General features: G+C 61.1%; 21 protein-coding genes. 8 read left to right on the top strand and 13 right to left on the bottom strand.

The window, feature by feature from the left end; genetic code table 11:
- Positions 1 to 106: 106 nt before the first annotated feature.
- Positions 107 to 2329 (bottom strand): polyphosphate kinase 1, encoded by a 2223-nt coding sequence (gene ppk1 / locus L8I05_RS14895; protein WP_159960869.1) that lies wholly within the window; start codon positions 2327 to 2329, stop codon positions 107 to 109.
- Positions 2330 to 2347: 18 nt separating this feature from the next.
- A complete protein-coding gene (gene hemB, locus L8I05_RS14890) occupies positions 2348 to 3361 on the bottom strand; it encodes a porphobilinogen synthase (protein WP_242169801.1) in 1014 nt (337 codons plus the stop codon).
- A 208-nt stretch (positions 3362 to 3569) separates the two neighbouring features.
- Between hemB and L8I05_RS14885 the strand changes: the two genes are divergently transcribed.
- A complete protein-coding gene (locus L8I05_RS14885; protein ID WP_242169799.1) occupies positions 3570 to 4217 on the top strand; it encodes a DedA family protein in 648 nt (215 codons plus the stop codon).
- Here the strand turns inward: L8I05_RS14885 and L8I05_RS14880 are convergent.
- On the bottom strand, positions 4198 to 5433 hold the full coding sequence (locus tag L8I05_RS14880) for a sterol desaturase family protein (protein ID WP_242169798.1): 1236 nt from the start codon (positions 5431 to 5433) through the stop codon (positions 4198 to 4200). The two genes, L8I05_RS14885 and L8I05_RS14880, sit on opposite strands and share 20 nt — an antisense overlap.
- A 116-nt stretch (positions 5434 to 5549) precedes the next feature.
- On the opposite strand from L8I05_RS14880, the gene elbB reads away from it, so the two are divergent.
- On the top strand, positions 5550 to 6215 hold the full coding sequence (gene elbB, locus L8I05_RS14875) for an isoprenoid biosynthesis glyoxalase ElbB (protein ID WP_159960877.1): 666 nt from the start codon (positions 5550 to 5552) through the stop codon (positions 6213 to 6215).
- Between the two features lie 192 nt (positions 6216 to 6407).
- Here elbB and L8I05_RS14870 read toward each other — a convergent pair whose 3' ends face one another.
- Together L8I05_RS14870 and L8I05_RS14865 are read right to left on the bottom strand one after the other, a co-directional pair.
- Positions 6408 to 6863: a YaiI/YqxD family protein gene (locus L8I05_RS14870; protein ID WP_159961681.1), complete on the bottom strand. Its 456-nt coding sequence runs from the start codon at positions 6861 to 6863 to the stop codon at positions 6408 to 6410.
- A gap of 2 nt (positions 6864 to 6865) precedes the next feature.
- Positions 6866 to 8761 carry an FTR1 family protein gene (locus L8I05_RS14865; protein WP_242169796.1) on the bottom strand — a complete coding sequence of 632 codons (1896 nt, stop codon included), beginning with the start codon at positions 8759 to 8761 and terminating at the stop codon, positions 6866 to 6868.
- Positions 8762 to 9028: 267 nt separating this feature from the next.
- Here L8I05_RS14865 and L8I05_RS14860 point away from each other — a divergent pair, with 267 nt between their 5' ends.
- Genes L8I05_RS14860 through L8I05_RS14845 form a run of 4 tightly spaced genes read left to right on the top strand, consistent with a single transcriptional unit; the run spans position 9029 to position 12172 of the window.
- On the top strand, positions 9029 to 10423 hold the full coding sequence (locus L8I05_RS14860; protein ID WP_242169794.1) for a hypothetical protein: 1395 nt from the start codon (positions 9029 to 9031) through the stop codon (positions 10421 to 10423).
- A gap of 10 nt (positions 10424 to 10433) precedes the next feature.
- On the top strand, positions 10434 to 10805 hold the full coding sequence (locus L8I05_RS14855; RefSeq protein WP_008439304.1) for a YcfL family protein: 372 nt from the start codon (positions 10434 to 10436) through the stop codon (positions 10803 to 10805).
- Positions 10806 to 10840: 35 nt separating this feature from the next.
- On the top strand, positions 10841 to 11428 hold the full coding sequence (lpoB, locus tag L8I05_RS14850) for a penicillin-binding protein activator LpoB (RefSeq protein WP_159960883.1): 588 nt from the start codon (positions 10841 to 10843) through the stop codon (positions 11426 to 11428).
- A 3-nt stretch (positions 11429 to 11431) separates the two neighbouring features.
- Positions 11432 to 12172, top strand: coding sequence for a penicillin-binding protein activator LpoB (locus L8I05_RS14845; protein WP_242169792.1), 741 nt, complete (start codon positions 11432 to 11434; stop codon positions 12170 to 12172).
- Between the two features lie 154 nt (positions 12173 to 12326).
- Here the strand turns inward: L8I05_RS14845 and L8I05_RS14840 are convergent, their stop codons facing one another.
- The 3 genes from L8I05_RS14840 to abc-f form a co-directional block, all read right to left on the bottom strand.
- Entirely contained in the window at positions 12327 to 12959 is a 633-nt protein-coding gene (locus tag L8I05_RS14840) for a LysE family transporter (protein WP_197626404.1), read from the bottom strand.
- A gap of 89 nt (positions 12960 to 13048) precedes the next feature.
- Positions 13049 to 13621: a mechanosensitive ion channel family protein gene (locus L8I05_RS14835; RefSeq protein ID WP_159960888.1), complete on the bottom strand. Its 573-nt coding sequence runs from the start codon at positions 13619 to 13621 to the stop codon at positions 13049 to 13051.
- Complete coding sequence (gene abc-f, locus L8I05_RS14830) at positions 13621 to 15531, bottom strand: ribosomal protection-like ABC-F family protein (RefSeq protein ID WP_177017760.1); 1911 nt, start codon at positions 15529 to 15531, stop codon at positions 13621 to 13623. Before abc-f ends, L8I05_RS14835 begins: the two co-directional genes overlap by 1 nt.
- A gap of 50 nt (positions 15532 to 15581) precedes the next feature.
- On the opposite strand from abc-f, the gene L8I05_RS14825 reads away from it, so the two are divergent.
- On the top strand, positions 15582 to 16046 hold the full coding sequence (locus L8I05_RS14825) for a TIGR02444 family protein (protein ID WP_242169790.1): 465 nt from the start codon (positions 15582 to 15584) through the stop codon (positions 16044 to 16046).
- Here L8I05_RS14825 and L8I05_RS14820 read toward each other — a convergent pair.
- The gene (locus L8I05_RS14820) at positions 16043 to 17161 is read right to left on the bottom strand and encodes an AlgP family protein (RefSeq protein ID WP_242169788.1); all 1119 of its coding nucleotides are present in this window, start codon (positions 17159 to 17161) and stop codon (positions 16043 to 16045) included. The two genes, L8I05_RS14825 and L8I05_RS14820, sit on opposite strands and share 4 nt — an antisense overlap.
- A 192-nt stretch (positions 17162 to 17353) precedes the next feature.
- On the opposite strand from L8I05_RS14820, the gene L8I05_RS14815 reads away from it, so the two are divergent.
- Complete coding sequence (locus L8I05_RS14815; RefSeq protein ID WP_242169786.1) at positions 17354 to 18031, top strand: FKBP-type peptidyl-prolyl cis-trans isomerase; 678 nt, start codon at positions 17354 to 17356, stop codon at positions 18029 to 18031.
- Between the two features lie 54 nt (positions 18032 to 18085).
- Here L8I05_RS14815 and rsd read toward each other — a convergent pair whose 3' ends face one another.
- The 4 genes from rsd to L8I05_RS14795 all read right to left on the bottom strand — a co-directional run bounded on the left by rsd (position 18086) and on the right by L8I05_RS14795 (position 21876).
- Positions 18086 to 18544: a sigma D regulator gene (gene rsd, locus L8I05_RS14810; RefSeq protein ID WP_177016663.1), complete on the bottom strand. Its 459-nt coding sequence runs from the start codon at positions 18542 to 18544 to the stop codon at positions 18086 to 18088.
- Between the two features lie 211 nt (positions 18545 to 18755).
- Positions 18756 to 19277: a disulfide bond formation protein B gene (locus L8I05_RS14805; RefSeq protein ID WP_242169785.1), complete on the bottom strand. Its 522-nt coding sequence runs from the start codon at positions 19275 to 19277 to the stop codon at positions 18756 to 18758.
- A gap of 236 nt (positions 19278 to 19513) precedes the next feature.
- The gene (locus L8I05_RS14800; protein WP_242169782.1) at positions 19514 to 20755 is read right to left on the bottom strand and encodes a heme biosynthesis protein HemY; all 1242 of its coding nucleotides are present in this window, start codon (positions 20753 to 20755) and stop codon (positions 19514 to 19516) included.
- A 5-nt stretch (positions 20756 to 20760) separates the two neighbouring features.
- The gene (locus L8I05_RS14795; protein ID WP_242169781.1) at positions 20761 to 21876 is read right to left on the bottom strand and encodes a uroporphyrinogen-III C-methyltransferase; all 1116 of its coding nucleotides are present in this window, start codon (positions 21874 to 21876) and stop codon (positions 20761 to 20763) included.
- Positions 21877 to 21887 lie beyond the last annotated feature (11 nt).

Genomic DNA, 21887 nt, shown 5'->3' with positions numbered 1-21887 from the left:
GTGGGAGCGGGCTTGCCCGCGATGACGGAGTATCAGTCAATGCATCTTTGACTGACCTACCGCTATCGCGGGCAAGCCCGCTCCCACATTGGATCTGCGCAGGCTTTTAGTTCACCGCCAGAATCGGGCTACCCAACTTCTCCAGCAACGTCGCCTGTGCACTGCGCGGGTTCTGGTTGCCGGTTGGTGTGTTACGCACGTAACGGCCGTCCGATTGCAGGCTCCAGCTGTGGGTGTTGTCGGTCAGGTAGCTTTCCAGCTCCTTCTTGACGCGCATGATCAGTTTCTTGCCTTCCACCGGGAAGCACGTTTCCACCCGCTTATCGAGGTTGCGCTCCATCCAGTCGGCACTGGAGAGGAACATCTGCTCCTCGCCGCCGTTGAGGAAGTAGAACACCCGCGTGTGCTCCAGGAAGCGACCGATGATCGAGCGCACATGGATGTTGTGCGACACGCCGACAATGCCCGGGCGCAAGCAGCACATGCCGCGCACCACCAGGTCGATGCGCACACCGGACTGGCTGGCCTTGTACAGCGCGCGGATGATCTTCGGATCGGTCAGCGAGTTGAACTTGGCGATGATGTGCGCCGGCTTGCCGTCGAGGGCGAACTGGGTCTCGCGGGCAATCATGTCGAGCATGCCCTTCTTGAGCGTGAACGGCGCGTGCAGCAGCTTCTTCATGCGCAAGGTCTTGCCCATGCCGATCAACTGGCTGAACAGCTTGCCGACGTCTTCACACAAGGCGTCGTCGGAGGTCAGCAGGCTGTAGTCGGTGTAGAGCTTGGCGTTGCCGGCGTGATAGTTGCCGGTGCCCAAGTGCGCGTAACGCACGATCTCACCGGCTTCGCGGCGCAGGATCAGCATCATCTTGGCGTGGGTCTTGAAGCCGACCACGCCGTAGATCACCACCGCACCGGCCGCTTGCAGGCGGCTGGCCAGTTGCAGGTTGGACTCTTCGTCGAACCGTGCACGCAACTCGATCACCGCGGTGACTTCCTTGCCGTTACGCGCGGCGTCGACCAGTGCGTCGACGATTTCCGAGTTGGCGCCGGAGCGGTACAGCGTCTGGCGCACGGCCAGAACGTGCGGGTCTTTGGCGGCCTGGCGCAGCAGGTCGACCACCGGGGTAAACGACTCGAACGGGTGAAGCAGCAGAATGTCCTGCTTGCTCACCACACTGAAGATGTTCTCGCTGTTTTGCAGCAGTTTCGGGATCTGCGGCGTGAACGGCGTGTATTGCAGCTCGGGGTGACTGTCCAGGCCGGTGATGCTGAACAGGCGCGTCAGGTTGACCGGGCCATTGACCTGGTACAACTCGGACTCGGCCAGGTTGAACTGCTTGAGCAGGTAGTCCGACAGGTGTTTAGGGCAGGTGTCTGCCACTTCCAGTCGCACCGCGTCGCCGTAGCGGCGTGAGAACAGCTCGCCGCGCAGGGCACGGGCCAAGTCTTCGACGTCTTCGGAGTCCAGTGCCAGGTCGGCGTTACGGGTCAGGCGGAACTGGTAGCAGCCTTTTACCTTCATGCCCTGGAACAAGTCGTCGGCATGCGCGTGGATCATCGACGACAGGAATACATAGTTGTCGCCAGCGCCACCCACCTCTTCCGGTACTTTAATGATCCGTGGCAACAGGCGCGGTGCCGGGATGATCGCCAGGCCGGAGTCGCGACCGAAGGCGTCGATGCCTTCCAGCTCGACGATAAAGTTCAGGCTCTTGTTCACCAACAACGGGAACGGGTGCGTCGGGTCGAGGCCGATCGGCGTGATGATCGGGGAAATCTCGTCACGGAAGTAACGGCGCACCCAGGTCTTGATCTTGGTGGTCCAGTGACGGCGACGGATGAAGCGGACCTGATGTTTTTCCAGTTCCGGCAGCAGGATGTCGTTGAGGATCGCGTATTGGCGGTCCACATGGCCATGCACCAGCTCGCTGATGCGCGCCAGGGCCTGATGCGGCTGCAGGCCGTCGGCGCCGGCTTGTTCGCGGGCGAAGGTGATTTGCTTTTTGAGGCCGGCAACGCGGATCTCGAAGAACTCGTCCAGGTTGCTGGAGAAGATCAGCAGGAATTTCAGCCGTTCCAGCAGCGGATAGGACTCATCCAGCGCCTGCTCGAGCACGCGGATGTTGAATTGCAGTTGCGACAGCTCGCGGTGGATGTACAGGCTGCTGTCATCCAGGTTGGTCACCGCCGCTACCGGGGCCGGCGCGGGCGCCTCGGCCACCACGGCAGGCGGTGCCGGCTCCATTTCAGGCGGCGTTTCGGTGACTTGTTCCACCACCGGGTGAGCGTCTTTTACGGCAACTTCTGAGAGTCCTTCGGTATTCATCGAGTGTTCCTGTGAGGGCTATTGTTGCTCTCTAAGCAATTGGGCAGCGCGGGCGGCGAAGTAAGTCAGAATGCCATCGGCGCCAGCACGTTTAAAGGCAGTCAGGGATTCGAGGATCACCCCTTCACTCAACCAACCATTCTGGATCGCGGCCATGTGCATGGCGTATTCACCGCTGACCTGATAGACAAAGGTCGGCACCTTGAATTCCTCTTTGACCCGGCAAAGGATGTCCAGGTACGGCATCCCGGGCTTGACCATCACCATGTCGGCGCCTTCGGCCAGGTCGGCCGCCACTTCGTGCAGGGCTTCATGGCTGTTGGCCGGGTCCATCTGGTACGAAGCCTTGTTGGCCTTGCCCAGGTTCAGCGCCGAGCCCACCGCATCGCGGAACGGGCCGTAATAGGCGCTGGCGTACTTGGCCGAATAGGCCATGATCCGCACATTGACGTGGCCGGCCAGTTCCAGGGCTTCGCGAATCGCCTGGATGCGGCCGTCCATCATGTCCGACGGCGCGACGACCTGGGCGCCTGCGGCTGCGTGGGATAACGCCTGCTTGACCAGCGCATCGACGGTAATGTCGTTTTGAACATAGCCGTCTTCATCAAGAATGCCATCCTGGCCGTGGGTGGTGAACGGGTCCAGCGCCACGTCGGTGATCACCCCCAGTTCCGGGAAGCGCTCACGCAGCGCGCGGGTGGCACGCTGGGCAATGCCTTGCGGGTTCCAGGCTTCGGCAGCGTCAAGGGACTTGAGTTCAGACGGTGTCACCGGGAACAGCGCCAGCGCCGGAATCCCCAGTTCAACCCAATTCGCCGCTTCTTCAAGCAGCAGATCAATGGTCAAACGCTCCACACCCGGCATCGACGCCACCGCTTCCCGACGATTTTCACCGCCCAGCACAAACACCGGCAGGATCAGATCGTTCGTCGTCAGCACGTTTTCACGTACCAGGCGGCGAGAAAAATCATCACGGCGATTGCGGCGCAGACGGGTGGCGGGGAACAGGCGATTGGCAGGGGTAAAGCTCACGACAGACTCCTGAGCCCGCGTTTACGGGCGAGCGTTGCAGTTATAAGCGGCCATTATGACGAAGGAATGACAGTTGTGCTTATCGATGCGACCTGTAGTCGCATTCGTCGTTTATGTAGGAATTGTTCACTTCGTGACACATCTCGATACTTTCATGAATGTTCACGAAGGCGTAGGCTGCGCGTTCATTTCGCCAGCACCCCAGACCATGCTTCAACAATTTCTGCATGACTTCGGCTACTTTGCGCTCTTCCTGGGCACCTTCTTCGAAGGCGAGACCATCTTGGTTCTCGCAGGCTTCCTGGCGTTCCGTGGATACATGGATATCAACCTGGTGGTGGTCGTTGCCTTTTGCGGCAGCTATGCCGGCGACCAGCTGTGGTACTTCCTGGGGCGCAAACACGGGCGCAAACTGCTGGCACGCAAGCCGCGCTGGCAGTTGATGGGCGACAAAGCGCTGGAACATATCCGTAAGCATCCGGACATCTGGGTGCTGAGTTTCCGGTTCGTCTACGGGCTGCGCACCGTGATGCCGGTGGCGATTGGCTTGTCCGGTTATCCGCCTTTGCGCTATTTGCTGCTCAACGGCATTGGCGCGGCAGTATGGGCAGCAGCGCTTGGCGCTGCGGCGTACCATTTTGGCGCGGTGCTGGAAGGCATGCTCGGCAGCATCAAGAAATATGAGCTGTGGGTGTTGGGCGCGCTGTTGTTGCTGGGCCTGGCCCTGTGGCTGCGTCGCCGCTTCAAGAACGCGCGCATTGCCCGCCAGGCCTGCGAGGATGCCAAGGCCCGGCTGGCGGCGGAACAGCTCGCCGAGCCCGCCAGGATCGACGCGCCTAAGACGCCAATCGAGTAATCCGGCTCCTGCAACAGTAGAGTCCGATCACGCTGAGCAAGCTGTAACTCACCAGGCCCAGCCAGCCCAAACTGCTGGCCGGCCACAGCCCGACCAGCGGCGCCAGCCACACCAGTGGCACATTCAGCCCCAGGCGCACCAGCTCGGCCTTAAGCGCCCAGGGGCGGTTTTCCAGGGCGACGCCCAACGTGAACAACCCCAGTGCCATCGCACTCCAGCCCAAGACCAAGGCCGCCGTCGGCAGCCCTTCGCCGAAATTCATCAAATAGCTGCCAAACCCCACATACGCGGCAAATTGCAGGGCAATGTAAACCTGCTGGCGCGCATCCAACGGCACTTCGAATTTGCGGAACTGGCTCAAGTCGGGCTTGGCCAGCGGGTACCTGGCCTTCACGTCCGCCGGGCGCCAGCCGGTGCGCATGAACCAGATGCGCAGCTTGTCCCACCAACGCTCGGTACGTCGCGCGTCACTCCACAGCTGGGCATAAAACTGCAGGTTTGCCCACAGCGGGTTCCAGCTGGCCAAGGGCGTGGTCACGCCAAAAATCACCGGTTCGTTTTCGTCTTCTTCCTGGAAGCTGCCGAATAGACGGTCCCAAATAATGAACACCCCGCCGTAGTTGCGATCCATGTAGAGAGCATTCTGTGCATGGTGAGCCCGATGATTGGACGGTGTGACAAAGAACCACTCGAACCAGCCGAGCTTGGGCACGTGGCGGGTGTGCACCCAGAATTGATACAGAAGATTGAGCGAAGCTACGCTGATAAACACCACCAGCGGCACACCGAGCACGGCCAGGGGCAAGTAGAAGACCCAGCTCAGCAGAAACCCGGTGCTGGTCTGGCGCAAGGCGGTGGTGAGGTTGTAGTCCTCACTTTGGTGATGCACCGAGTGCGCGGCCCACAGGATGTTGCGCTCATGGCCGCAGCGGTGCAGCCAGTAGTAGCAGAAGTCGTAGAACACGAAGGCGAACACCCAGGTCCACACACTCTCGGCCGGCAGCTCGACCAGCGCCAGGTGCTTGAGGGCGAATGCGTAAGTCAGCAGCCCCACGCCTTTGGTCAGCAAGCCCGTGGTGGTGGACAGCACACCCGTGCTGAGGCTGTTGATGGCATCCGCCACCCGGTAATTGCGCTCGCCGCGCCAGCGGTCTGCCAGCAGCTCAACCACGATCAAGGCGATGAAAAACGGTACCGCGTAAGGCACGAAGTCCATGGGCTAGTCCGGTCTATTTTTGTTACATCAAGATTAGGTGCAGCGACGTGATATCCCATTGGCAACAGGTGACAAATTAGTAGACATTTAACGCCACGAAATAGGGAGAAATATTCATGAGCAAAAAGATTGCAGTGATCCTTTCCGGCTGTGGCGTGTACGACGGCGCAGAGGTCCACGAAAGCGTAATCACCTTGCTTCGCCTGGATCAGCGTGGTGCTCAGGTCCAATGTTTTGCGCCGGATATCGCGCAACACCACGTGATCAACCACCTCACCGGCGAAGAGATGCCCGAGTCACGCAATGTGCTGGTGGAATCGGCACGCATTGCTCGCGGCGAAGTGAAGGATATAGCGCAGGCGAGTGCCGAAGACTTCGACGCGCTGATCGTGCCCGGCGGGTTTGGCGCGGCGAAGAACCTGTCGAACTTTGCCGTGGAAGGCGCGCGTTGCAGCGTCAACCCGCAAGTACTGGCGCTGGCCGAGGCCTTTGCCGAAGCGGGCAAACCGGTGGGACTGATCTGCATCTCGCCGGCGCTGGCTGCAAAGATCTACGGCCCCGGCGTGACCTGCACCATTGGCAACTGCGCCGACACCGCCGCGGCCCTCGACAAGATGGGCGCCACTCACCAGGAATGCGGGGTTGAGGATATTGTCGAAGACACCGCGCGCAAACTGGTGAGCACCCCGGCCTACATGCTCGGCAAGCGCATCAGTGAGGTGGCGTCAGGTATCAATAAGCTGGTGGATCGCGTGCTCGAATTGACTCATGAGAATGACTAATTGTGGCCAGCGGTCGTTCAGTGGCGAGCGGGCTTGTTGTGGCGAGCAGGTTTGTTGTGGCGAGCGGGCTTGCCCCGCGTTGGGCTGCGCAGCAGCCCCAATTCAGGCGGCGCAGTCAGTCAGTTAGCGCGCGGTTGTAGGTTTTAGGGCGGCTTCGCCGCCCAACGCGGGGCAAGCCCGCTCGCCACAAAATCAGGCCTGGCGCATCAACCGCGTAAGAATCCGATCCAGAGCATTGGCAAACGCCTGCTTGTCCTTTTCCCCATGGGGCGGCGGGCCGCCGCCCATCTGGCCTTGCTCACGCAGGTCGGTGAACAGGTTACGCACCGCCAGCCGCTCACTCATGTTCGCCGGGCTGAATTCCTTTCCCCGAGGATCGAGGGCCGTCACGCCCTTCTTCACCAGCCGGTCGGCCAGCGGCACATCGCTGCAGATCACCAGCTCACCGGGCACCGCGTGCTCCACCAGGTAGTCATCCGCCGCGTCCGGGCCGCTGGGCACCACGATCAGTTTCACACAGGCAAAACTCGGCTTGATCTGACTCTGCCCCGCCACCAGCACCACGTCGAACTGGCGCTTGAGGGCGAACTTCACGACTTGGTCCTTGGCTGCGCGCGGGCAAGCATCTGCATCGATCCAAACGCGCATCGTCATGCTGCCACGCGGCGTTTTTCCGCCAGGCGGCTGCGGCCATACAGCACCACAATTGCCAGGATCGCCAAGGCCTGCGCACTCAACGAATAGGCATCGGCGTGAATACCCAGCCAGTCGAAGTCAAAGAACGCCACCGGTCGCGTGCCGAAGATGCCGGCTTCCTGCAACGCCTTCACGCCATGCCCGGCGAACACCACCGACAGCGCACACAACAGCGCCGCGTTGATGCCGAAGAACAACGCCAATGGCAGCTTCGCCGAACCGCGCAGGATCACCCACGCCAGGCCCACCAGCAGCACCAGCGCCGTGGCGCCACCGGCCAGCACCGCGTTGTGCCCGGCGGGGCCTGCCTGCAACCACAGGGTTTCGTAGAACAGGATCACTTCGAACAACTCGCGGTACACCGAGAAGAACGCCAGCATCGCAAAGCCGAACCGCCCGCCGCCGCCCACCAGGCTGCTCTTGATGTAATCCTGCCAGGCCGCTGCGTGGCGTCGATCGTGCATCCACACGCCCAGCCACAACACCATCACACTGGCGAACAGCGCCGTGCAACCTTCAAGCAATTCGCGCTGGGCGCCGCTGACGTCAATCACATACGCCGCTAACGCCCAGGTCGCCAGGCCAGCCAACAGCGCCAGGCCCCAGCCGACGTTAACGCTGCGCACTGCCGACTGCTGGCCGGTGTTGCGCAGGAACGCCAGGATGGCCGCCAGCACCAGGATCGCTTCCAGGCCTTCGCGCAACAGGATCAGCAAGCCGGAGATGTAGCTCAACGACCAGCTCAAGCCATCACTGCCCAGCAAGCCGGCCGATTCAGTGAGCTTACCCTTGGCCACGTCCAGGCGCTGCTGCACCTGCTCGATCGGCAGGCCGTCCTGCAATGACTGCCGGTAAGCCATCAGGGCTTTCTCGGTGTCCTTGCGCACGTTGGCGTCAACGTTATCCAGCGAGCTTTCCACCAGCTCGAAACCTTCCAGGTAAGCCGCTACCGACAAGTCATAAGCCTGTTCGTGATCACCGTTGCGGAAGGCGGCGAGGCTTTTGTCCAGGGTCGTTGCGGTGTAGTCGAGCAACTGCGCCGGGCCACGCTTGACCTGCGGCGGTTGCGCACGCTGGGCGCGGAATGTGGCGGCCGCGGCCGGGCCGTCAGCGGCCAGCACTTCATTGGGGGTTTGGCGCGCCAGGTCGGCGAGGTTGAAAGGTTGTGCGCTGTTTGCTGCGGCCGGGTCGGCAGTGAAGCCGGCGATATAGGTTGCCAGGTCCCAGCGCTGACGATCATCCAGTTGATCGGCAAAGGATGGCATGTCGGTGCCTTCGACGCCCAGGCCGAGGGTGTTGTAGATCGCATAAAGACTAAGGCGATCAAGGCGCACCGCGTCGCGCAGGTTAGCAGGCGGCGGCGTCATGCCCGTTGACGCAGGACCATCACCCGCGCCGGCAGTGCCATGGCACACCGAGCAATGCTGGGCGTAGAGCGGCGCGCCACGCGCGGGGTCTGGTGTGATCGCCGGAGCCTGGCTGACTTCATACGCCACCGCGAGCTTGGCGCCCAATTGGCGGGCTTGGCGGGCGACTGTCGTGCCCTCCTGGCGAGCGGTTACCGCCGCTAACAATTCATCGACGCCCTTGACCAGCTCCACACGCTCCGGCCTTTGCGGCAGTTCAGCCACCAGGCCCTGCAACACGCCGAGAAACTCTAATTGTTCGCGGTATTCAGACTCATCGACCACCTCGCCCGCCTCCACCGTCGGAGGGTAGTCAGCGCCGATGTAATCCAGCAAATGCAGGGCTTGCGGGGCGCCCTCGGCAGTCGCAGCCAGCAGGTTGACGCTGCACAACATCAACGCTGGCAGCAGCAGCCAGGCGAGAAAACGGTAGGGGGCAGTCATGAATGAATCTCAAGTGGAAATGCGAAGTAACACATTGTTTATCGTTAAAACGTTTGACTCAAGGCGTTAATGATTTCGCGTGGAAAGGATGACTCATTTCGAAAACAGCGATGGTGGCACTTGACGATCACATCAAAGCAAAAAGCCATTGTTTTGCCAGTCTCGGTGCCTATAATGCCGCGCCCTGTTATTGCGAAAGGGAATTTATTTCCTCTTTCTTATGAGGAATTAGAGCATCAGCTGATTACTTTCAGGGAAGACGTTTAAATGGCTTTTCGCGCCCTAACCCCGCTCGCACTCGCGGTGGTGACCTTATTATCCGGTTGCTCGATGTTCCGCAGCTACGACACTGAGCTGCAAGCCACCAACCAGCAGCTGGCCACCGGCAATGTCGACGGCGCCCTGACCCTGTTGGAAAAAAACAACACCAGCGAAGACAAGGACCTGCTCTATTTCTTTGAAAAGGGCGAGCTGTTGCGGGCCAAGGGCGACCTCACCGGCAGCCAGACCGCCTGGCGCAGCGCCGACCTGCAAGTCTACAAGTGGGAAGAGTCAGTCAAGTTCGACAGCGAGAAATACCTCGCCCAATTCGGCAGCTTCATGGTCAACGACAAAGTGCGTCGTTACGAAGGCTATGACTACGAAAAAGTCATGCTGACCACCCAGATGGCCTTGAACCTGCTGGCCCTGAATGACTTCGACGGCGCCCGCACCGAGATCAAGAAAACCCACGAACGCGAAGCCGTGATCGCCGACCTGCGTGACAAGGAATACCTCAAGCGCGAAAACGAAGCCGAGCGCCAAGGCGTCACCACCCAGCTCAAGGACCTGCGCGGCTACCCGGTTGAAACCTTGAACGCGCCGGAAGTGATCGGCCTGAAAAACAGCTACCAAAGTGCGTTCAGCCATTACCTGGCAGGCTTTGTCTACGAAGCCCTGGGCGAAAAAGACCTGGCTGCGCCCGGCTATCGCAAGGCCGCCGAACTGCGCCCCAACACACCGCTGCTGGAACAGGCATTGCTCGACCTGGACAGATCCACGGTCGGCGCCGATGAGACTGACGTGCTGATCGTGGTCCAGAGCGGCCTGGCACCTGCGCGTGATTCGATTCGCCTGCCACTGCCGATCCCGATCGACGGCCACTTTGTGATTACGCCACTGTCGTTCCCGGTGATCAAGGCCGACAATTCCACCCCACCATTTGCCCAGATCGGCGTGGATGGCAAGCAGCAGAACCTCACCGCACTCAACAGCACCACCGCCATGTCGCGCCGCGCCCTGCGTGACGACATGCCGGGGATCATCCTGCGCACCACGGTACGTGCCGTCAGCCGAGGCATTGCGCAGAACAATCTGAACAAGACCAACCCCATGGCAGGCCTGGTGCTGGGCATCGCCTCGGCCGTGACCGAAGGCGCCGACACCCGCACCTGGCGCACCCTGCCGGACATGACCCAAGTGACGCGCCTGCGCCTCAAGCACGGCGACCATCAGGTCAGCCTGCCCAACGCCCTGGGCGGCACGCTGGTAACGGTCAAGGCCGACCAGCGCTACCAGGTGATCACCCTGCGCGTGGTCGGCAACCAAGTATTCGCTGGCGGCCTCGCGGCCCATGTAGTGCCGAGCACTTCCACTCAAGCCATCGCCCTCAAACAACCTTAAGGAACACGCTATGCGTCATTTCATCCTCGGCGCCCTGGCGCTGGTCCTGCTCGCGGGCTGCGCCACCCCACCGCCGCCAGAGCCCGGCAGCGCCGCCAGCAAAATCGTGGTGATGGGCAAATTCAAAGGCATCGCCGTCGGTGCCATTCGTGTCGCCCGTGAAAACGGCTTCCTCACGGCCAAGGTGCAGTTGAGCAACATCACCAGCAGCAACCAGATGATGTATTACCGCTTCGCCTGGCTGGGTGCCGACGGCTTCCCGGTAGGCGATGAAGAAACCTGGAAAGTGCTGAACCTGTACGCCAACCAGGCGACCTTCCTGCCGGCAATCGCCAACCTGCCCCAGGCCGCAGACTTCCGCCTTGAAGTGAAAACCCCTTGAGCCGCGGCTCAATCCGTATTCAGAGAGATTTCCCCATGTTTGCACGCTTCTCGATTATCGCCGTCGTTGCCCTCCTCGCCAGCGGCTGCTCCAACACCTCGCCGGTACTCGGCGGCAAGAACATCAGCTACGGCGACACCAAGGCCGTGGAACTGGTGACCAACGAGTTCGGTTCCACCGACCTGCAGATGATCGCCGAAAGCATGACCCGCTCCCTGGCCCAATCCGGCATCTTGCAAGGCCGCCCGGTGGTGCAGGTGTACGACGTGAAGAACAAGACCAGCGAGTACATCGACACCCGCGAGATCACCACGTCGATCAAGACCCAGCTGATGAAGACCGGCACCGCGCGCTTCGCCAGTGACAACACCGACATGCAGAGCCAGGTCGACCAGTTGAAGCTGCAGAACCAGAGCGGCTTGTACAAGAAGTCGACCGTCAGCAAGACCGGCAACATGGTGGCCGCCAAGTACCGCCTGGAAGGTTCGATCAGCTCCATCGTCAAGCGCAGCGCGGACTACAAGGACGTGTTCTACAAGTTCAGCCTGCAGCTGATCGACGTCGAGAGCGGCCTGGCCGAATGGATGGACGAGAAAGAAATCCGCAAAACCACGGAGCGCTAAGCAATGCGTGCATGGATCGGCATGATCGGCCTGCTGTGCGCCTTTGGCGCCTCGGCCGCCCCGAAGATCGCGGTGACTGACCTTGCCTACGAGGCGCGGGTCGAGGAATACATCCACGCGGTCTCGGCCAGCAACAACTTCCTGGCCAGCACGTATCACGCCAGTGGTGCGTCGAACTACAGCGAGTACGAGAGCCGCACCAGTTACATCGAACAGACTGAACTGCGTAAATTCAGCGGTGATATCAAGGGCGAGATTCTCAAGTCGCAACAGTTTCAGCTGGTGCAAGGCACGCCCTATACCGCCGACGCCAAGGGCGACGTGTATGACGTGATCAAGCGCATCAAGGCCGGCAACTTCAAGGGCGCAGACTACGTGCTGTACGGCACGCTGTCAGACATCGACTTCACCCAGGACATCAACGCCCTGGACCACACCAACAGCTACTCGGCCGTACTGGGCCTGACACTGGTGGCGGACTTCAGCCTGATCAACACCCGCACCTTCGAGATCACCTCGGCGTTTACCGCCATGGGCGAAGGCCAGGACACCAAGCTGGTGAACAGCCGCGATGTGCGCGTGAGCCTGAACCGGCCGCGCGTGGTGAAGGAAGTGTCGAAAGCCTTGGGTGAGGATGTGGCGCGGCAACTGGCGGAGCAGCTGGGCGGCGGCTATCAAGACCCCGGCAAGCCTGCGTTGCGCAATAACCTGCCGAGGGATGAAGCGCCGAAGATTTTGCGCTGAACCGAGATTCCAAGAGCGACACAAAACAAATGTGGGAGCTGGCTTGCCGGCGATGCAGACACCGCGGTGTATCAGTTACACCTGGGTGATGCTATCGCAGCGGTGCGGCGATCCGACAAGCCAGCTCCCACATTTTTATCCGGTTTCGTCAGTCTTAGGTCGTTGCGCGATGCAAGCTGGCCAGGAAACCCGCAGCCCCCACGAACAACCCGGCAAACGTACGGTTCATGCGTTTTTGCTGCTTAGGCGTACGTAACAGGCGCAAGACCTTCGACGCCAGCCCGGTATAACCCGCCATCACGATCATATCGACGCTGATCATGGTCGCACCCAGGATCAGGTACTGGATCAGCAGCGGCGCGTGCGGGTCCACGAACTGCGGCAGCACTGCCAGCATGAACACCAGGGCTTTAGGGTTGCTCGCATTGACCAGGAACCCGCGGAACATCATCGCCAGCGGTTTGCCGATCGGGCGAATCGCCGCGTCCTCGCTCATGTCCATGGGCAGGGCACGCCATTGCTTGATCGCCAGGTACACCAGGTACGCCACGCCAAACCATTTGATCGCATAGAACGCATTCGAAGACGCCGCCAGAATGGCACCCAGGCCACCCGCGACCACGGCAATTTGCATCGCCAGGCCCAGTTGCAGGCCAATCGCATTCCAGTAACCGCGCAGGAAACCGTATTGCAGGCCGCTGGACATCGAAGCGATGGCACCGGCGCCGGGGGAAAGGGAGATGATCCAACTGGCCAGGAAAAAGGCCAGCCATGTGTCGAGTGCCATTACACACCTCAGGGGGAGAGTTAGCGGTTGTGCCTAAAGCTAACTCCACCGCCCAAAGGCTGGCTATCTATTTTTAATCGACCGGGATGTCAGCGGTCACCCGGAAACACGTGGGTGCCGGGCCAACGCCGTACTGAGCGCTGGAAGAACAAGCTGTTAGGCACCTGCACCATCGCGCTGTCGGATCCTGCTTCTTCGACTTCAATCAACGTGGTGTAGAGCAGGTTGATTGCCACCACCCGGCCTTTTACGCCGGGTTTGTCGACGGTATCCACCAGTTCGACGATGTCACCGAGGCGGAATGGCCCGACAGTGAAAATCAGAATGGCGCACAACAGGTTGGACAGCACCGACCACATGGCGAAGAACGCCACGGCGGCGACCGCGACAAACCCCGACAGCGCCGTCCACAACACTGTGGCGGACACACCGAGGCGACCCAGCACGAAGATCAGCGCGCTGCCCATGATCAGCCAGCGCAGGCCGCCACGCAGGGGCATCAGCAGTTGCGGCGGGAATGGGTAGCGCTCACCCAGGCGAGTGAGGCCCTTGGCGACGAAGCGTTGAGCGAGATAACCGGCCAGCAGGATCAGCAGGATTTGCACGCCGACCCAGGCAGGCTCGACCCACTGGGTGGGCAACGGCAGCTGCAGCGCCTCCATCAGGACAGCGCCTCCAGCTCCGCTTGCAGGCTTTCGAGCAGTTCGAGGGCTTCCATCCAGGTTTCCTCCAACTGCCCTTCACGCACCTTGAGCTTGGCTTGTTCGGCCAGCAGGTCGCGCAGCTCGTCCTTGCGCGCGGCCTCGTACACGGCGCTGTCGCCCAGGCTGGCTTCGATCTTGGCCAGGCGCTCGTGCACCTTGCCCAGCTCGGCTTCCAGCTTGTCGGCTTCGCGCTTGTGCGGTGCCAACTGCTGGCGCAGTGCGGCGGCGGCTTGGCGCTGGGCCTTCTTGTCGGTTTTGTCCGGGTTGACCGGCGTGTTGCTGGTCGGCGCGTTGCGCAGGCGGTAATCCGTCAGCCAGCGTGCGTAGTCGTCCAGGTCGCCGTCGAACTCTTCGACTTTGCCGTCGGCCACCAGCAGGAAGTTATCGGTGGTGCTCTTGAGCAGGTGGCGATCGTGAGACACCACCAGTACCGCACCGCTGAATTCCTGCAGGGCCATGGTCAGCGCCAGGCGCATTTCCAGGTCCAGGTGGTTGGTCGGTTCGTCGAGCAGCAACAGGTTCGGCCGGTCCCAGGCGATCAACGCCAGGGCCAGTCGGGCCTTTTCGCCACCGGAAAAATTCAGCACCGGCTCATCGATACGCGCGCCACGGAAGTCGAAACCGCCGAGGAAATCGCGCAGGGTTTGCTCGCGCTCGGTCGGCGCCAAACGTTGCAGGTGCAACAGCGGGCTGGCCTTGGAATCGAGGGAGTCCAACTGATGCTGGGCAAAGTAGCCCACCACCAGGTTCTCACCCCGGGTCAGGCGGCCGGCCAGGGGTTGCAACTCACCCGACAGGTTCTTGATCAGCGTCGACTTGCCCGCACCGTTAGGGCCGAGCAAACCGATGCGCGCACCCGGCGTTAGCTGCAGCTTGACCTTCTCCAGGATGGTTTTGTCGCCATAACCCAGGCGCGCATCCGACAGGTCCAGCAACGGGCTGGAGATCTTCACCGACTCGCGGAACACAAAGTCGAACGGCGAATCGACGTGGGCTGCCGACAGCTCTTCCATGCGCTCCAGCGCCTTGATTCGGCTCTGGGCCTGACGGGCCTTGGTGGCCTGGGCCTTGAACCGGGCGATGTAGCTTTCCATGTGCGCACGCTGCGCCTGCTGCTTCTCGAAGGCCTGTTGCTGCTGGGCCAGACGCTCGGCACGCGCGCGTTCGAACGCAGTGTAGCCGCCACGGTAGAGCGTGATTTTCTTCTGTTCGACGTGGGCGATGTTGTCGACCACGGCGTCGAGGAAATCCCGGTCGTGGGAAATCAGCAGCAAGGTGCCCGGGTAGCTCTTGAGGAAGTCTTCCAGCCACAGGATCGCATCGAGGTCCAAGTGGTTGGTCGGTTCGTCGAGCAGCAACAGGTCCGACGGACACATCAGTGCCTGGGCCAGGTTCAGGCGCATGCGCCAGCCACCGGAGAAGTCGGCGACCGGGCGATCCATCTGCTCGTTGGTAAACCCAAGGCCGGCGAGCATCTTGCGGGCACGCGCGTCGGCGGTGTAGCCGTCGGCGCTGTCGAGTTCGGCGTGCAGGCGGGCCTGGGCGGCGCCGTCCTGGGCTTTCTCGGCCTCGGCAAGGTCGTGTTGCACCTGGCGCAGACGCAGGTCGCCATCGAGCACGTAGTCGATCGCGATGCGGTCCAGGGTGTCGATTTCCTGGCGCATATGGGCGATGCGCCAGTCGGCCGGCAGCAGGCAATCCCCGGAATCCGGGGTCAGCTCGCCCAGCAACAGCGCAAACAACGTGGATTTGCCGGCGCCATTGGCACCGATCAGGCCGGCTTTGTGACCGGCGTGCAGGGTCAGCTCGGCGTCTTCAAGAAGACGTTGCGGGCCACGCTGTAATGTTAGGCTTTGAAGTCGGATCATAATGGCGGCGGAGTCTACCAGCTTCGTTGGCCGCTGGCTTGGGTGTGAATATGTGCGCTGACCTGTGGAGCTTTGCCCTCTCGACTTACGCCCGCTCAGGGTGCGAAGTCGCTTGCCTGCGCCTGCAGGCGCAAGGCGCGGATGTATGCCTGTTGCTCTGTGGCGCGTGGCTTGAACAGCGCGGTGTGGCGTCGACACCCGAACGCATGCAGGCACTGCAGCGCATTGCCCAGCCGTGGCAGAAAGAAGTGGTCGAACCCTTACGGCAGGTGCGCGAGCAATGGCGAGCCATGGCGCAGCAGGATGCGCAATTGGCGGCGTTACGCGAACGGGTCAAAGCCCTGGAATTGGAAGCTGAACGGCAGTTGCTGACGCGCCTGGAAGCGCTGGCGCACACATGGCCGATCGGAGAAAGCGAGGGTCAACAAGGATGGCTTGAAGGCTTGGCGACCGAAGCCGCCAACCTTGACCATGACGCGCTGCAGTTGCTGCGCGTCATGGCCACCAGCACTTAGGAAGCGCTGGTTGGGGTGGTGCTTGGCGCTACCGGTGCAGGTGTGCTGCTGGCCGATGCGGTTGGAGCGGTGGAAGCTGCGGGGGTAGCAGCCGGAGCTGCTGGAGTTGCTGGCTTGGCCGGTGCAGGCTTGGCGGCGGCTGGCTTGGCGGCTGGTTTGGCAGCAGCTGGTTTCGCAGCAGCTGGTTTAGCGGCCGGCTTGGCAGCTGGTTTTGCAGCAGCGGTTTTAGCGGCTGGCTTGGCAGCTGGTTTCGCAGCAGCAGTTTTAGCGGCTGGCTTGGCAGCTGGTTTTGCGGCAGCAGTTTTAGCAGCGGGCTTGGCAGCTGGTTTTGCAGCAGCAGTTTTAGCGGCTGGCTTGGCAGCTGGTTTTGCGGCAGCAGTTTTAGCGGCTGGCTTGGCGGCTGGTTTTGCAGCAGCAGTTTTAGCAGCGGGCTTTGCGGCAGCAGTTTTAGCGGCTGGCTTGGCAGCTGGTTTCGCAGCAGCAGTTTTAGCAGCTGGTTTGGCGGCTGGTTTCGCAGCAGCAGTTTTAGCAGCTGGTTTGGCGGCTGGTTTCGCAGCAGCGGTTTTAGCAACTGGCTTGGCGGCTGGTTTTGCAGCAGCGGTTTTAGCAGCTGGCTTGGCGGCTGGTTTTGCAGCAGCGGTTTTAGCGGCTGGCTTGGCGGCTGGTTTTGCAGCAGCGGTTTTAGCAGCTGGCTTGGCAGCAGCTTTAGCTGGCGTACGCGCGCCCAATACTTTAGCCACGGCCTCTTTCACACGACCAACGCCCTGGGCCAGTTTCAGGCTTTCCTGAGCATCTTTTTTGAGTTGGGAAATGTAGGTACGGGTTTCAGCTTGGCGATCCTTGAGAGCGTCGAGCAGGTCCTCAAGTTCTTTGACAGCGTCTTTGGCTTTGGCTTGAGCCTTGGCCTTGCCGGCAGTCGCGGCGTCTTGCAGTTTGGTGCGGGATTTGTGCAGCTTTTCTTGCGCTTTACCGCGTTGTTTTTCCAGTTTGGCGAGCAGTTTTTCTGCATCGGCCAAGGCTTGGGAACACGCGCTTTCCAGATGTTCGAGCAAGCTGCCCGAAAGTTGTTGGAGTAAATGCAACGGGGTATTTACAGGCTTCTGTTTGGCCGACATGGTTTACCTCCTGGCTGACGTGGGTGCGGCTCATACTAGCCCTCTGCTCTTACCGCCGCTAGGGCATGTTGACAGTATCGTTTGCCTTGCGTTGCACCGTGAGTAAATTCTTATCGATATAACAAAAAACTGCGGCACTTTTTGCGCACTCACACTGGCATAATCCGTCGCACTTTCGGCGGGAGAATGCTTATGTCGCGTTACCTTTTTCTAGTGCTCGGCTTGGCGGTTTGCGCGGCCAATGCGGGTGAACAATCGCCGCCAAAAACCACTGCCCAAGACCCACATGATCTCGCTTATAGCCTGGGGGCGAGCCTCGGCGAACGCTTGCGCCAAGAGGTCCCGGACCTGCAGATCCAGGCCCTGATCGACGGACTTAAACAAGCCTATCAGGGCAAGCCACTGGCACTGGATAACGCACGCATCGAGCAAATTCTCGCCGAGCACGAAGCACAAAACGCAGCCGACGCGCAGGCGCCGCAAAGCGAAAAAGCACTGGCTGCAGAGCAGCAATTTTTGGCCAAGGAAAAAGCCGCAGATGGCGTACGTGAACTCGCGGATGGCATCCTGCTCACAGAGCTGAAGCCTGGCAGTGGCAGCAAGCCGCTGGCCACTGATGAAGTACAAGTGAACTACGTGGGTCGTTTACCCGACGGGACCGTCTTCGATAAGAGCACTCAGCCGCAATGGTTCCGCCTGGGCAGCGTGATCAGCGGCTGGAGCAGTGCCCTGCAACAAATGCCCGTAGGCGCGAAATGGCGACTGGTGATTCCATCGGCCCAAGCCTACGGCGCCGACGGTGCCGGCGAGTTGATCCCGCCGTATACGCCGCTGGTGTTCGAGATTGAATTGCTCGGCACCCGGCACTGAGCCAATAAAAAACGGCGCGCAATGCGCACCGTTTTTTTATCTCACCGCTGAGGGTCAGGCCTGGGTGGCGGCCTCTTCCTTGTGGGCGTTGTGCAGCACTTCGATCAGGCAGTCTTCCAGTTCGAAACGCTCGTGTAACAGGCCACCCAGCTCTTTGAATTTTTCGGCAACGCATTTGCCGGCATCACACAGGTCTGTGAACTCCAGCAGCTTCTCCGTGATGACATCGATGCGCGGATAAATAGTTTCTGCCAGGTCCAGACCTCGCTGATCATCAAAGGCTTGCGCTTCCTTTGTCAGCTGCTCGTAGACACCGAAATGTCCGGCAGACACGTAGTCCACCAACACACCACAGAACTCCTGCAACGGTTCACGATTCTCAGCCAGCGCCTCAGGCTTGGCGCCGAGAGCATCAAAGGCCCGAACCAGTTCGTGACGTGCCTTCAACCAGCTGTCGATCAGCTTGTGCACCCCACCCCAGCGTTCCTGAGCATTCTGACAACTTTCCAGCATGATGATCTCTCTTCCCTATAGGGGGCGCTGCCGCTCTGTGCCCGCGCAACACTTCAAGGATAAAAGCGGCAGCCGGACAAGGCCGCATCTGACAATCGGTTTCGATAATGCGTGCGGGCCAGATTATGCCCGCATGACTATGGCTTCAAGGTACGCAGGAGAGAAAGTTCATACAAGTGTTTAATCCTGTCCTACACACTGCGACGTACTTCTATTGCCTCGCCAGGCCCAAGCGGCGGGCGAAAAGCAGCGGTGAAAACTGCATAACGCCCAGGATCAACATCGCCACGAAGAACAACAGGCTCCACTCCGGGAGGCTCAGGTCAAACAGTGTCCAGTTGAGCTCCACGCAGTCGACAGTGCCTTTGACTGTCGACTGCAAGGCCTGCCACAGCGACAGGTTTTCAATCATGTATTGCAGGCTCGGCCAGCAATTGGCGGCCTGCTCAGGTGCGACACTTTGTAACAGCACCTGACGCACTGCCGTGATAGCGCCGAGCAACGCACAGCCCATGCTCGCCAGGCCGTAAAAGTAGGCCATGGAGCGCTTTGGGCTGTGAAACACAGCCACCAGATTGAGCAACGTGAAAATTGCCAGAAAGATGCGTTGCACCTGGCAGAGGAAACACGGACGGAGCAGCGCGCCATACTCAAGATAAAAAGACGCACCCAACGTCAGCGCACCAGCCATGAACGCCAGGAGAAACAAGGAGCGTGAAGGGGCCAAAGACATTGTTATCCGTACCGCAAGAGATAGGCCGTTACGGTAGAGGAAAGGCCCGACTCCTTTCAATACGCGCTAGCGCAGACTATTCCGCGAGAGCATGAGGATATGCCGTCAGAACCTGGATGACTTTGAGCAGCTACCAGTAGGAATTCATTACGTAGCGCTTTAGACCGAGTATTTGCACGGCAATGGAGGGTTGGCCCTCAGATACGTCTGAGCCAACCCTCGCACTCTTTCCTACATCAAACTCGTGCAGGTACCGGCAACGGCGACGCCAGCAAACGGCTGTCCAAAAGCCCCAGGCCTTCCTGGAACAACTGGTTACTGCGCTCGGTGTCACCCAGCTGGGCCAGTAGACGCGCCAGCTCGGCACAGGCTTCGGGATTGCGTTGCACCTGCAGGCTGCTTTCCAGGTAATCACGCGCCTTGCCCCACAAACTGTTTTGCAGACACAGGCGGCCCAGGGTCAGCAACAAGCTGGCATCCCCCGGATGATCCTTGAGCCAGCCCTCGGCAAACTTCAACTGCCGAGCCGGGTCTGCGCCACGTAGCAAACCGTAAAGCCGGATCAGGTGGCTGTCATAACCGCGCTTGATGGCGCCGCGCAGTACTTCCTCGGCCTTGGTATCGGCGCCCAGTCGACGCAGTTGCTCGGCGTACGCCAGCACCAGTTGCGGCTGCTGGCGTTGAGCGGAAGTCAGTTGCTCCCAAGCCCGGTCCAGCGCCTGCAAACCCGCTTCGCCTTGTTCTTCGCGCAGGGCAGCCAAGCCCAGGTTTTCACCCCAGGCACGGCGCTCCAGCTCGGCCAGCTCGCCGGCCGGCAGGACTTTGTCCTTACGCAACTCCGGCAACAGGCGAATCACTGACGACCAGTCGCCCCGCTGCTGATACAGGCGCTGCAACTGACGCAGTACTTGTGGGTTATGGGGATGACGCTCGTGCATCGCCTGCAGGGTGACCAGGGCGCCTTCAGTATCGCCACGGTCCATCTGCAACTGCGCATGGCTCAAGGCGACAGCCAGTTCCGCCTGCGGTTGGCGCTCAAGTGCGCGCTCCAGCAAGCCGTCAGACTCTTCATAACGGCCCTGTTCATTGGCCGCGCGTGCTGCGCCGAGGTAGTACAGCAATGGCTGGCGCTCGGCCTCGGCGGCGCGGTGCAGGTGGCGTTCGGCGCTGGCCCAGCGGCCTTCGGCGAGGTCCATCTGGCCTTGCTCGATAGCGATCTGTACCCGCCGGCTACGATTGCGCCGCGACCACGGGTTGACCACGCCACCGGAGGCGGTCACCAGGCCGAGCAGCACGCGGATCAGGTAGATCGCGAGGATGACGATGAACACGGCCGCCAGCGTCGCCCACAAGCTCGACTCGTAATGCAACACATGCGGATAGGTAATCAGCACGTAGCCGGTGTGCTTGGAAATGCCCACGGCCAGTGCCAGGGCGATGGCAATCGCCAGCACCAGGATCACATAGAAACGCTTCATCGGCTCTACTCCTTGGTCGCCGGCGTGCCCGCCGACGCCTTGGCTTCAACGGCAGACAGATGACGGCGCTCAAGGTAGGCCTGCACGGCGGCCAAACTTGCAGCCAGGTCCGGCGTGGCCACGGAGACAGCCTTGGGCTCAAGCTCGGCAATACGCGCCAGCATCGCCTTGCTCTGCGGGTTGTCCTGATTGAAGTTGTCCTGCAGCACACCGCGCGCCTCACCCAAGGCGCGGCTGTACACCGCCGTTTCGCCATTGAGCGCAGCCCATTGGGCTTGCTCCAAGGCCAGGCTCAGGGCCAGGCGCACCTGGTTCAAGCCTTGGCCTGCGAGCAGCGGGCGAATGTTGTCGTCAGGGTTGAAGTCGATGCGGAAGTAGCGGGAGATCTGCTCCCACCACTGGCTCCAGCGGCTGTCGGTATCCGAGGTCGGGCGACCTTGGGCAGCCGGATCGGTGAGCTGGTATTCCGGCGCGATGGCCGCCAATTGCACGACCTGATCACGCAATGCCGCCAGTTGCAGGTACAGCCCGGTACGGTCCGGCTGCTCGGTACTACGCAGCGCGGCGAGGCTCTTGGCCAATTGCTCACGCGCGGCATAGGCGCCCGGATCACTCTGCTCGCGCAGAATTTCGTCGGCGCCCTGGACCAGTGCCTGAGCGCTGTTGATGTCCTGCAGGGCCGAGAGGCGCAAGCTGGCCAGACGGATCAGGTGCTCGGCTTCAGCCAGTCGCCAGTCCTGGCGGCTGGCACCCAGCACCGTTTCCAGACGCTGGCTGAGGCGCTGCTGATCACCCTGTAACTGCGCGACCAGACGGCGACGGTCTTCCAGTTCATCCGCCGCAGGCAACTGCGCCAGGCGAGCGGTCAACTGCTGCTGGTTCTGTTTGAGTGATTGGGCTTGGTCATCGAGGGTCTGCACCTGGCCCAGCTGCTGCTGGCTGCTGGCTTGCAGGGCGCGGACCTGCCAGATACCCCAACCGCCGGCGGCAACACCCGCGGCCCCGAGCAGCAGGGCGACGATTGCCAGGCCATTGCCACGGCGTGGCGCGGTGACCTGTGACTCAGCGGGCGCATCAAGTACGGGCTGGGCTTCATCTTTAGGCAAGGCTGTTTCGCTCACGTATCCGTCCT

Origin of the sequence: Pseudomonas sp. MONT-RG-20F-20-E-7-02 (assembly GCF_022662395.1) — a bacterium.
Classification (GTDB): Bacteria; Pseudomonadota; Gammaproteobacteria; order Pseudomonadales; family Pseudomonadaceae; genus Aquipseudomonas.
The sequence above is the reverse complement of the archived record's forward strand: the minus strand, read 5'-3'. Positions and strand labels throughout refer to the sequence as shown.

What these genes read in the sequence shown, in the direction of transcription:
- L8I05_RS14865 (WP_242169796.1), bottom strand. Translation starts at nt 8,761, where the DNA reads ATGACTGCCCCCTACCGTTTTCTCGCCTGGCTGCTGCTGCCAGCGTTG.
- L8I05_RS14820 (WP_242169788.1), bottom strand. Translation starts at nt 17,161, where the DNA reads ATGTCGGCCAAACAGAAGCCTGTAAATACCCCGTTGCATTTACTCCAA.
- elbB (WP_159960877.1), top strand. Translation starts at nt 5,550, where the DNA reads ATGAGCAAAAAGATTGCAGTGATCCTTTCCGGCTGTGGCGTGTACGAC.
- L8I05_RS14800 (WP_242169782.1), bottom strand. Translation starts at nt 20,755, where the DNA reads ATGAAGCGTTTCTATGTGATCCTGGTGCTGGCGATTGCCATCGCCCTG.
- lpoB (WP_159960883.1), top strand. Translation starts at nt 10,841, where the DNA reads ATGTTTGCACGCTTCTCGATTATCGCCGTCGTTGCCCTCCTCGCCAGC.
- ppk1 (WP_159960869.1), bottom strand. Translation starts at nt 2,329, where the DNA reads ATGAATACCGAAGGACTCTCAGAAGTTGCCGTAAAAGACGCTCACCCG.
- L8I05_RS14835 (WP_159960888.1), bottom strand. Translation starts at nt 13,621, where the DNA reads ATGGAGGCGCTGCAGCTGCCGTTGCCCACCCAGTGGGTCGAGCCTGCC.
- L8I05_RS14805 (WP_242169785.1), bottom strand. Translation starts at nt 19,277, where the DNA reads ATGTCTTTGGCCCCTTCACGCTCCTTGTTTCTCCTGGCGTTCATGGCT.
- L8I05_RS14845 (WP_242169792.1), top strand. Translation starts at nt 11,432, where the DNA reads ATGCGTGCATGGATCGGCATGATCGGCCTGCTGTGCGCCTTTGGCGCC.
- abc-f (WP_177017760.1), bottom strand. Translation starts at nt 15,531, where the DNA reads ATGATCCGACTTCAAAGCCTAACATTACAGCGTGGCCCGCAACGTCTT.
- rsd (WP_177016663.1), bottom strand. Translation starts at nt 18,544, where the DNA reads ATGCTGGAAAGTTGTCAGAATGCTCAGGAACGCTGGGGTGGGGTGCAC.
- L8I05_RS14825 (WP_242169790.1), top strand. Translation starts at nt 15,582, where the DNA reads ATGTGCGCTGACCTGTGGAGCTTTGCCCTCTCGACTTACGCCCGCTCA.
- L8I05_RS14860 (WP_242169794.1), top strand. Translation starts at nt 9,029, where the DNA reads ATGGCTTTTCGCGCCCTAACCCCGCTCGCACTCGCGGTGGTGACCTTA.
- L8I05_RS14815 (WP_242169786.1), top strand. Translation starts at nt 17,354, where the DNA reads ATGTCGCGTTACCTTTTTCTAGTGCTCGGCTTGGCGGTTTGCGCGGCC.
- L8I05_RS14840 (WP_197626404.1), bottom strand. Translation starts at nt 12,959, where the DNA reads ATGGCACTCGACACATGGCTGGCCTTTTTCCTGGCCAGTTGGATCATC.
- L8I05_RS14885 (WP_242169799.1), top strand. Translation starts at nt 3,570, where the DNA reads ATGCTTCAACAATTTCTGCATGACTTCGGCTACTTTGCGCTCTTCCTG.
- L8I05_RS14870 (WP_159961681.1), bottom strand. Translation starts at nt 6,863, where the DNA reads ATGCGCGTTTGGATCGATGCAGATGCTTGCCCGCGCGCAGCCAAGGAC.
- L8I05_RS14855 (WP_008439304.1), top strand. Translation starts at nt 10,434, where the DNA reads ATGCGTCATTTCATCCTCGGCGCCCTGGCGCTGGTCCTGCTCGCGGGC.
- L8I05_RS14880 (WP_242169798.1), bottom strand. Translation starts at nt 5,433, where the DNA reads ATGGACTTCGTGCCTTACGCGGTACCGTTTTTCATCGCCTTGATCGTG.